This is a genomic window from Acetitomaculum ruminis DSM 5522 (genome assembly GCF_900112085.1).
Taxonomy (GTDB): domain Bacteria; phylum Bacillota; class Clostridia; order Lachnospirales; family Lachnospiraceae; genus Acetitomaculum; species Acetitomaculum ruminis.
In genome coordinates this window covers 1-9,423 of sequence record NZ_FOJY01000032.1, presented here as the reverse complement: position 1 = coordinate 9,423, position 9,423 = coordinate 1, and the positions used below count along the sequence as shown (strand labels likewise).

Sequence of the window (9,423 nt, the reverse complement as noted above, 5' to 3'; positions counted from 1 at the left end):
AACACAGGTAAATCATTCATCATAGACGGAAGACGCTTAAAGTCTATAAATCAGTGGTTTAATAAAGAAAATGCACGTCTGCAGTCTATTAAAGATAAACAGCATTTTGGTAAAAAGACCACTAACCGTCAAAAAGCTATAGCCCGTGACCGTAATAACAAAGTTAATGATTATATGAACAAAGCTGCACGTATTATTATAGATTACTGCATAACCAATGACATAGGAACTCTGATAGCAGGCTATAACGTGACTTTTCAGAGAAACAGTCATATCGGTAAACAGAATAATCAGAACTTTGTAAATATTCCATACGGTCATCTGCGTGATAAGCTGTCTTATCTGTGTGAGCTTAACGGTATTGTCTACATAGAGCAAGAGGAATCCTATACCTCAAAAGCAAGTTTTTGGGACAAGGATATCATTCCTGTCTATAATAATGATAATCCCAAAGAATATGCTTTCAGTGGTAACAGAATTCATCGTGGGCTATATAAAACATCTGATGGAAAACTGTTAAATGCCGATGTTAACGGAGCGTTAAACATCATGCGTAAAAGTAGCGTTGTGGATCTTAGTATCCTATACGGTAGAGGCGATGTGGACACGCCTGTAAGAATAAGGGTTGCCTGAATTTTCAGGTGGAAACTTAAATATCAAACTTCTTAAAAAGAGCCGAATGGCTCTACGAAGCCCATTACCTTTAGGTGGTGGGTAGTTCACTAGATGGATTAAAGAAAAATACAAAGGACATTTACTTTGCGTTGTTTTGAAGGGGAGACTTTTCGATTAAGAAAAGCTCTGTATCCAGAACGTGACACGCCTAATTAGATGCTAACATCATAAGAATTTGTTTAAGGGAGTGAAATTATGATAGGAATAACGATGGAAGAATTAAAAGATAGATTAGTTAATGGGCATGAAACAGTGTTCTAATAGAGTCATTATTAAATACACCCACTTTTAGCCTAATGATTTTTCGTGTAAAAGTAACAATATCAATTTTGAGTAATGTGGGGGATACGACATAAAACTTAAGGAACACTTATCCTTAAGTGTGCTTGGCTACCAATAAACAACCCCATCGGGTCGTGTCAAAAGCAGGGAAGATGTGCTGTAGATTGACACGGTCTGGTGGGGTTGTTAGTTGTTTGAACGCAGTGTAAGCAATCCCCCGCTTCAAAAGCGTAAGCTTTAAGCGGGGGTATAAGCTTACTAGTGTCAGAAGGGTTTAAAGCCCCTTCTGACAGGTGGCACAAAGTGCCACTGCGTTCATGAGGAAGTAGCGAAGCGGATTCCGAATGTCCGCTTTACCGTATAAATTTTTATCGTGGATTATGCCGACAGTGTTGGCACAATTATAAAGAGCAAATCATGAAAATGGTAAGCTATCACATTGAAAGTGTTCGCATCATAGAATATAATTAAATAGATGAGTTTTGATTGGATTATAGAGGTTTGATATGAAGGATATAAAAAAAGATCCATTTGAGGAATATATAAAAAATCTTCCTCCTACAAGAAAAGAACTTGGACAAGCTTGGCAGGCTGCAATTGGGTTGCAGGATGTTGATGGATTAAAACCATCTGAATACTTGTACGAGACTGCAAAAAAGAACATTAATGGTGAAATCTCTGTAGATGAGGCCGGAGACTTGATTAATAGTTATTACGAGAGTAAAGACGGTCGTTCTGAGGTGGAGACGCGTACAGAAGAGGCAGATAAGGTGTCTGCAAGAATTGCAAAAATCTTATCTGAAAAGGCATTTACGTTTTCACCTACACAATATTTATCGATTCATCGAGAGCTGTTCCTTGGTATTTATTCCCATGCAGGAAAAATCAGAGATTATAATATTACAAAAAAGGAATGGGTTCTTGATGGAGATACAGTTTCTTATGGTGGAGCTACTGAACTTCGAGAAACGCTGGATTATGATTTTTCACAGGAAAGGGATTTTCGCTATAACGGTTTAACAATGGATGAGGTGATTCATCATTTAGCAGTTTTTATTTCCAGACTTTGGCAACTCCATGTGTTCGAGGAAGGCAATACCAGAACGACAGCTGTGTTTTTAATAAAGTATCTTCGCATGCTTGGATTTGATGCGGAAAATGATTTGTTTGCGGAACACTCTTGGTATTTTCGAAATGCTTTGGTTAGGGCAAATTATAATAACATAAAGAATGGTATTTATGAGACGACAGAGTTCCTTGAAATGTTTTTAAGGAATCTTTTGCTGAATGAGAAACACGAGCTTCACAATAGAGAAATGCATGTTAGTGGTAAATATTTCTTGGGTCACGATGACCCAAGAAATGACCCGATAAAATTAGATGGACGTGAGCTTAAAATTATAGAGTTGTTACGAGAAGAAACTGGCTTAACACGAAAAGAGATGGCAGCTCGTTTAGATTGCTCGGATTCAACAATTAAGCGGTGCCTGCAGTCTATGGTTGAAAAGGGCGTACTGAAACGAATTGGCTCAAATAAAAAAGGTGAATGGATCATATTAGAAAAGAAGTAATATAAACAAATGTATTTAACCGGATTACGGAGGATAAAGCATGGATTATCTAACATCGGCAGAATGTGCAAAGAAATGGAATGTGTCTCAAAGAAGAGTAGCAATATATTGTAAAGAAGGACGAATTGAAGGAGCTTTTCTCATGGGAAGAATGTGGCTGATTCCGAAAGATGCGAAGAAACCGGAAGATCCGAGAAGAGTCCGTAAAATTGGGCAGGATAAGAAATGATTGTGGACTCAGTGAGTCCACAATCCAAGTTTCTATAAGCCAGGAGTTAAGGCTAATGTTATTTTCTTTGATAAGAAGCCTGCGAGTGCCGAGAAACAGACAAAGGAAGTGTGGATTTATGATTTTAGAACTAATATCCACTTCACATTGAAGCAGAATCCGATGACTGATGCTGATTTAGAGGATTTCATTAAATGTTATAATCCTGAGAATCGTTTTGACCGTAAGGAAACATATAGCGAAGATAATCCTGAAGGACGTTTCCGTAAGTTTGCTGTTGAAGACATTTTGGAAAGAGACAAAACAAGTCTTGATATCTTTTGGATAAAGGATAAATCCCTTGCGGATTTGGATAACCTTCCATCACCAAATGTATTGGCTGATGATATTATCGAAAATCTTCAAAGTGCGTTGGAAAGCTTTGAAAATTTAAAAGAACAGTTAAAATAGGATGAAAAAATGACGGAAAAGACTAAGAAAAAATTGAAATCGGCTGAGCAGCTGATAGATCATATGAAATCCAAGGGAATCAAATTTAATCTTGTTTCTGAAAAAGAAGCAATTAATTACTTGGAGAATAATAATAACTATTTCAAGTTAGCTGCATTTAGAAAAAATTATCCAAAGCATCCAGCGGGAGAATTCGAAGGACAGTATATCGATTTAGAGTTTGCATATTTAAAAGATTTGGCAATTATAGATATGACCTTGAGATATACCGTCGTTCATTTGGCATTGGATATTGAACACCATGCGAAGCTTCAGCTTATGAGGGGAGCTGAGGCTCATAATGAAGATGGATACGCTATTATAAAGGATTATTTTGATTCATTAGATGATGATAAAAGAAGTCGTGCCAAGGCTGAGATAGAGAGAAATGTAAATAGCATATACTGTGGAGCCATTATAAACAAACATAAAGAGGCTTATCCAATATGGGCTTTTATTGAGATTGTTCCGTTTGGCCAGTTGTTATCTTTTTATAGGTTTTGCACTGATCGATATAAGGATAAGAAAATGCAAAATACATGGTATCAGTTAATGGCATGCAAAGAGATTAGGAATGCTTCTGCACACAGTAATTGTGTATTAAATGATTTAACACCGAATAGTGCAAAATATAATACCAGTAATGATGTTATGAAGTCTTTATCTGCTATTAAAGGCATTTCTAAAAATACACGTAAGTCGAAGATGAGTAATGCAAGGATTCAGCAGATAGTTACTTTACTGTATGTTCATCGTAACATAGTAACAAGTGCGGGGGTATTGAACAAAGGAAAAGCTAAGTTAAAGGATTTGACGGATAGGATGGATAAGCATGCTGATTATTATCAAGGCCTTGATATGATTAGATCTGCTTTTGGTTTTCTGAAAAAATAATTGAGGCTTGGTACTTGACAGAGGATCCGGAAAACAATAAAATACAAACACAAAGAAAAAGCGTGTGCTTTTGCGGAGCGGTATTGCAGAAATGCGATATGGCTCTAATTTTTTACCTTGATGCTTTCATAACTTCTGGCTCCAGTTTGGACCAGAAGTTATGAAAGCTATATGAGGAATCTATATCTTGTAGATAACTTCATAACGCTTATTGACTTTGATGGTTAAAAAGTGTTATTATAACTGTAACAGAAATGTACTAATGAAGTGAAAAAACGTTGTGAAGGGGGTATATTTATGTTATACGGATATTTGATTGAAAATTTTAAACCATATGAACCAATCTTCACTGCAGATATTGATATAGATATGGTGGGAAATTCTCTTCGTCCAAAGCTGAAGGAATTATGTGATTCCGGAAAACTTTGCAGATATGAGGCGGGGGTTTATTATTTGCCAGGTAAATTGAAGCTGAAGGGTTTGACTCCGATATCTGCTAGTGCCGTGGCTAGAAGTAGATATGTTAATCGAAGAGGAAAAGTACGAGGATACTATTCGGGATATACTTTTGCTAATCAGATAGGTCTTTCATTACAGGTACCTTATGTTCAGGAAATTGTTACGAATGAGGCTAGTGCCAAGGTAAGAGAGATTAATATTAAGGGACAGAAATTTATTATTCGTAAGCCTAAGGCTGAAGTTACAGAAGAAAATGTATATACATTACAGTTTTTGGATTTTCTTAGTGATATAGATAAATATCTGGATGGAAGTTCAGAGAATATTCTTGATAAGTTAGAGAAACTCATTAAGGATGAAAAGATTACAAAAGAACTTATTGATACATATATTAGTTTGTACCCGACGAAGGTATATAAGAATCTTTATGAGACAGGAGTAGTATATGCTATTACACAAGGATAGAGAACAATTTGAAGCTGTTTTAAATGCTGTTTCTAATGAATTAGGAGTGCCGGTATCTATTGTCGAAAAGGATTATTATGTTACGATGATTCTGAAACAGTTAGCGCTAAAGGCGCCTGGTTGCGTCTTTAAGGGTGGAACTTCATTATCAAAATGCCATCATGCGATTAATAGATTTTCTGAGGATATAGATATAACATTTTCAGATAAATTATCACAGGGAGAACGCCAAAAGTTAAAGAACCAAGTTATAGCCGGAATTAGCGAATATTTGGACCTACCGATAATTGATTGGGATAAAACAAGAAGTCGGAGAGATTACAACTGCTATACGTTTAAGTATTCTCCGATAGAAGGATATGTCCCTGAGAGCCTTATTGAAGGTGTTAAGATGGAAGTAGTTTTAGGGTCAATATCGTTTCCAACTGTTGAGATGGAAGTAGATAGCTATATTTATCAAGTACTTAAAGCGGATAACATAGATTTTATAAGAGAGTATGAGTTAGAGCCTTTTACTATGACACTTCAGAGCATAGAGAGAACATTTATCGATAAGGTGTTTGCACTTTGCGATTACTACATAAAAGATGACTTGAATAAGCATTCTAGACATATTTACGATCTTTATATGCTATTGCCTCAAATAACATTTGATGATAGTTTTAAACATCTCGTTGAAGATGTAAGAACTGAGAGATTAAAGATGCCGAAGATGTGTCCAGCAGCCGAAGCTGGAATAGATATAAATGAAAACCTTCAGGAGATAGTCGATAAGAGAATATATGAAAAAGACTATGAGGAAATAACGTCGTACTTCCAAAAAGAGAGAGTTGACTACGATGAGGCGATAGGAGTAATTGATAAAATAATTCATTCTAAGATGTTTGTATAAATATTGTGACAGGGCAAATATTCCAAGGTTTTCAATGCATGTCTTAAGACATACATTTGCTACAAGATGCATTGAAGCGGGTATGAAACCCAAGACATGGCAGCAAATTCTTGGTCATTCAAATATCGGAATTACAATGAATCTATACGTACATATTACGGAAGATGAAAAATTAAGAGAAATAAATCTCGTGGCAGATGCGTTAAAAGTCATATAAAACTTGATGCGAAATGGCACTTGGTGGCACTCGGTCAGATTAGCAAATCGCAGAAACCGCGTAAATTCAAGGAAATTTAAGGAGATATAAAACATTATGAAACTAGGAATCGTTGTAGGAAACCTGTTTTCATGAATCTCCATAAATCTTTATAAAAGTCTTTAAAACCCGCATAAACACTGGGCTATCTGGAATATCAACTCCCATATAATTTGTTATAGATTTATATAATTCATTCAAAAATGGTGCCCGAAATGGTGCCCGTTTTTGAAATGATAATATCGGGCACCATCGTGGTGCCCGGTCGAAAAAAACTGAAGTGACAAATTGATTATAGTTATAGTTTAGAAGCTATAGAATCCCCTAGGTCGATAAATAAATGAAAACAGAATATTGTATATTTGTCACGATAGTTGTATAATAATCGTGACAAAAGGAGAGCTGTATGGCTGAGAAAATATACGATAAAATTAAAAATAGAATAGCGTCATATGAAGCTGGTGAAGTCTTTTTTACGACAGATTTTAAGGATATGGCATCGTTACCTACCATTCGTAAATGTTTGGGGCGTCAGGTAGAAGAGGGTAATATACGTCGTGTAATGGATGGCACATATGAAAAACCAAGATTTAGCAAGGTCATTCAAGAATATTTGCCTGCGGATCCGGAAAAGGTTGCAAATGCGATAGCTCAAAAGTATCATTGGACTATTTCCCCATGTGGAGATATAGCATTGAACAAACTGGGATTGTCCACACAGGTTCCGGTTGTTTGGACCTATGTAAGTGATGGCCCGTATAGAGAATTTTCGTGGGATAACATTACGTTGTCATTTAAACATAAGACAAACCGTGAGATATCGTTTATGTCACCGGTTTCCATTATGGTAGTTGAAGCCCTGAAAACTCTTGGTAAGAATAATATTGATGAGAATATAGTAGCTGTTCTTAAAAATAAGCTAAATGCTGAAGAAAAGAGCATGTTGTTAAAAGAAACAACTGACTCGGCTGCTTGGATTTTTGACGTAGTAAGAAGGGTGTGCGAATAGTAATGAATCGGTTTTTGAAATTATCAGGTGAAGAAAAGAGGGAAGTATTTCAAGCTGTTTCTCTGTCAATGGGACTCAGAACGGATATAGTAGAAAAAGATTTTTGGGTTTGTTTTATGCTTAACCACTTATTTCATAAGTGTAAGTACAAAGATGCATTTGTATTCAAGGGTGGTACAAGTCTTTCTAAAGCGTATCATGTTATTGAACGTTTTTCAGAGGATATAGATATTATTTTTGATTGGCGAAAGATTGTTTCGACTGAAGAAAATCCATGGAACGATAGAAGTAAGACGAAACAAGATCAGTATAATAAATTGGTAAATGCAAAAGCAGCAGAATTTTATGCGTCTGATTTAGTGCCTTGCTTAAACCGTGAGCTGGAAGAAGTTTTAGGAAAAGGTCAATGGATAGCTGTAGATGAAAATGATGAAATGGTTATCAATTTCTATTATCCACAATTGTTTGAGGTGGAATATCTTAGAGATAAGGTGAGATTAGAGATTGGACCATTGGCTGAGTGGCTTCCATCACATGTTACAGATATTCAATCTTTTGTATCTGAGAAGTACCCACAATTGTTTAATAGAAAAGTGACGGAGATTCTTACAATCGATGTTGAGAGAACGTTTTGGGAGAAACTAACCATACTGCATAAGATGGCGAATTTTCCGGCAAATAAAAATTTGCCCCCAAGGTATGCGAGACATTTGTATGATGTTTATTGTATGACTAGTAGTCCAGTGAAAGAGCAAGCGTTTGCTCGAAAAGAATTATTGGAGAAGGATGTCATTTTTAAGCAAAAGTTTTACTATGCTAAGAGTGCTCATTATGAAACTGCTACACTCAAGGAGATTTCATTGATTCCCGCGGAATATATTATGGATGATGTAAAATCTGATTATATGGCAATGAAAAAAATGATTTATGGGGAATATCCTTATTTTGATGATGTTATAGATTGCTTGAAGAAGTTTGAGACTGAAGTACATGCGTTAAGTTAAGATTATGGGATATTTCTAGGCTGGAGATATTCCATGGAATGTGATACTATAATTGAGGTTTTGTCCCAGCTTTGTTACAATTGAGTTCCAGCAATTCAATTGTAAGAAAAGTCTATAAATACGCCGAATTTTCGACTTTAAACGATTTGTTTTGGAACCTATTTGTAACAAAATTGGCACAAAATTATTTAGGAAAATGTAAGAAATGGCTTAAAATCAAGCTTTTTAGAAGGAGATATATAAAAAATTAACAAGATGAATACCTATGCGATAGGAATGGTAATATCCATTATAGCCATTCTTATTACAACCCCAGTACTGGCTTTTTTTACTGGATTTTGGTTTTTCATACCATTTGTAGTGCTGTTTGCCTGCATAATGTATTTTGCAACAAGAATCGAGAAGTACAAAAAGGAATATAATGTTCAGACTTACAAAGAGATTATAGCCTTTACAAAAGGAGAGACGCTTTCTAAAGAAGAACAGATAAGAGAAGAGGCGAAAAGACCTTATCAGAAAGCATTGTCGACTATTTTGTCAGGTGTTATAGCTGCTGTAGTATGTGGCGGCATAGCCGCAGTACTCATCATGCTATTCAAATAAACTTTAAACGAAAACAACCAACATTGGAGGATATAAAAATGAAATTTTCAAAAGAGCAGCAGAAGTTACTTACTTTATTTATTTTGGGGATATTATTATGTGGTATCGCTCACATTTTCCCAAGTGGACTAAATGTCCTCGCAGCTATTGCAGGATTTCTTCTTATAGGATATTTCTCAGTTAAAAGCTATGAAATCATGAAAGAAGAAAAGAAAGAGACAGAACATACTGAAAAATAATAATTAGCGGCTACAGAGAAATCTGTGGCCGCTATTATTGTACTGTGCGCCTAGCGGCGCACGTTTCTAACGGGTTAAAGTCCCGAATCCGCCCGGTAGTGGGAAGGATATAGCCGAAAGCAAGGGTGTCCGCCGCAAGACGGAATCTGAAGGAAGCTGGATGTGAGGAACATACTAACTCACGGGCAAATCTCTGGTCTGACGAACAGAAATCTCATATGAGGTTATGCATGAGGGTAAGGCTGCGGTACAAGTCGAAGCCCCATAACTACACGGAATCATGCATGATAAATGAGGCAGATGGATGGAGAGGAAGAAACGTGTGGTACCTAGGGAGGTCTGCGTGAAATGCTCTG

The 9,423-nt window shown here is 36.2% G+C and carries 11 protein-coding genes and 1 pseudogene; all 12 read left to right on the top strand.

Annotation, left to right across the window (positions count from 1 at the left end):
- The coding region (locus BM153_RS13120; RefSeq protein ID WP_143088317.1) for a transposase at nucleotides 1-633 on the top strand (633 nt) is incomplete at its 5' end.
- An 830-nt stretch (nucleotides 634-1,463) separates the two neighbouring features.
- Nucleotides 1,464-2,528, top strand: a complete 1,065-nt coding sequence (locus BM153_RS13115; protein ID WP_092874911.1) for a Fic family protein — start codon at nucleotides 1,464-1,466, stop codon at nucleotides 2,526-2,528.
- Nucleotides 2,529-2,568: 40 nt separating this feature from the next.
- The gene (locus BM153_RS13110; protein ID WP_092874908.1) at nucleotides 2,569-2,757 is read left to right on the top strand and encodes a MerR family transcriptional regulator; all 189 of its coding nucleotides are present in this window, start codon (nucleotides 2,569-2,571) and stop codon (nucleotides 2,755-2,757) included.
- Between the two features lie 42 nt (nucleotides 2,758-2,799).
- Nucleotides 2,800-3,207 (top strand): annotated as a pseudogene (locus BM153_RS13105) (N-6 DNA methylase); the annotation flags it as partial.
- Between the two features lie 9 nt (nucleotides 3,208-3,216).
- On the top strand, nucleotides 3,217-4,140 hold the full coding sequence (locus tag BM153_RS13100) for an Abi family protein (RefSeq protein WP_092874905.1): 924 nt from the start codon (nucleotides 3,217-3,219) through the stop codon (nucleotides 4,138-4,140).
- Between the two features lie 297 nt (nucleotides 4,141-4,437).
- A complete protein-coding gene (locus BM153_RS13095) occupies nucleotides 4,438-5,064 on the top strand; it encodes a DUF6088 family protein (RefSeq protein ID WP_092874902.1) in 627 nt (208 codons plus the stop codon).
- Nucleotides 5,045-5,956, top strand: a complete 912-nt coding sequence (locus tag BM153_RS13090; protein ID WP_092874899.1) for a nucleotidyl transferase AbiEii/AbiGii toxin family protein — start codon at nucleotides 5,045-5,047, stop codon at nucleotides 5,954-5,956. Before BM153_RS13095 ends, BM153_RS13090 begins: the two co-directional genes overlap by 20 nt.
- Nucleotides 5,949-6,173, top strand: a complete 225-nt coding sequence (locus tag BM153_RS13085; protein ID WP_330392167.1) for a tyrosine-type recombinase/integrase — start codon at nucleotides 5,949-5,951, stop codon at nucleotides 6,171-6,173. Before BM153_RS13090 ends, BM153_RS13085 begins: the two co-directional genes overlap by 8 nt.
- A gap of 445 nt (nucleotides 6,174-6,618) precedes the next feature.
- Nucleotides 6,619-7,221 (top strand): DUF6088 family protein, encoded by a 603-nt coding sequence (locus BM153_RS13080; protein ID WP_074650657.1) that lies wholly within the window; start codon nucleotides 6,619-6,621, stop codon nucleotides 7,219-7,221.
- Nucleotides 7,222-7,223: 2 nt separating this feature from the next.
- Complete coding sequence (locus BM153_RS13075; RefSeq protein ID WP_092874896.1) at nucleotides 7,224-8,225, top strand: nucleotidyl transferase AbiEii/AbiGii toxin family protein; 1,002 nt, start codon at nucleotides 7,224-7,226, stop codon at nucleotides 8,223-8,225.
- A gap of 255 nt (nucleotides 8,226-8,480) precedes the next feature.
- Nucleotides 8,481-8,828: a hypothetical protein gene (locus BM153_RS13070; RefSeq protein ID WP_092874893.1), complete on the top strand. Its 348-nt coding sequence runs from the start codon at nucleotides 8,481-8,483 to the stop codon at nucleotides 8,826-8,828.
- A 38-nt stretch (nucleotides 8,829-8,866) separates the two neighbouring features.
- On the top strand, nucleotides 8,867-9,067 hold the full coding sequence (locus BM153_RS13065) for a hypothetical protein (RefSeq protein WP_092874890.1): 201 nt from the start codon (nucleotides 8,867-8,869) through the stop codon (nucleotides 9,065-9,067).
- Nucleotides 9,068-9,423 lie beyond the last annotated feature (356 nt).

What these genes read in the sequence shown, in the direction of transcription:
- BM153_RS13080 (WP_074650657.1), top strand. Translation starts at nt 6,619, where the DNA reads ATGGCTGAGAAAATATACGATAAAATTAAAAATAGAATAGCGTCATAT.
- BM153_RS13110 (WP_092874908.1), top strand. Translation starts at nt 2,569, where the DNA reads ATGGATTATCTAACATCGGCAGAATGTGCAAAGAAATGGAATGTGTCT.
- BM153_RS13090 (WP_092874899.1), top strand. Translation starts at nt 5,045, where the DNA reads ATGCTATTACACAAGGATAGAGAACAATTTGAAGCTGTTTTAAATGCT.
- BM153_RS13065 (WP_092874890.1), top strand. Translation starts at nt 8,867, where the DNA reads ATGAAATTTTCAAAAGAGCAGCAGAAGTTACTTACTTTATTTATTTTG.
- BM153_RS13095 (WP_092874902.1), top strand. Translation starts at nt 4,438, where the DNA reads ATGTTATACGGATATTTGATTGAAAATTTTAAACCATATGAACCAATC.
- BM153_RS13100 (WP_092874905.1), top strand. Translation starts at nt 3,217, where the DNA reads ATGACGGAAAAGACTAAGAAAAAATTGAAATCGGCTGAGCAGCTGATA.
- BM153_RS13115 (WP_092874911.1), top strand. Translation starts at nt 1,464, where the DNA reads ATGAAGGATATAAAAAAAGATCCATTTGAGGAATATATAAAAAATCTT.
- BM153_RS13070 (WP_092874893.1), top strand. Translation starts at nt 8,481, where the DNA reads ATGAATACCTATGCGATAGGAATGGTAATATCCATTATAGCCATTCTT.
- BM153_RS13075 (WP_092874896.1), top strand. Translation starts at nt 7,224, where the DNA reads ATGAATCGGTTTTTGAAATTATCAGGTGAAGAAAAGAGGGAAGTATTT.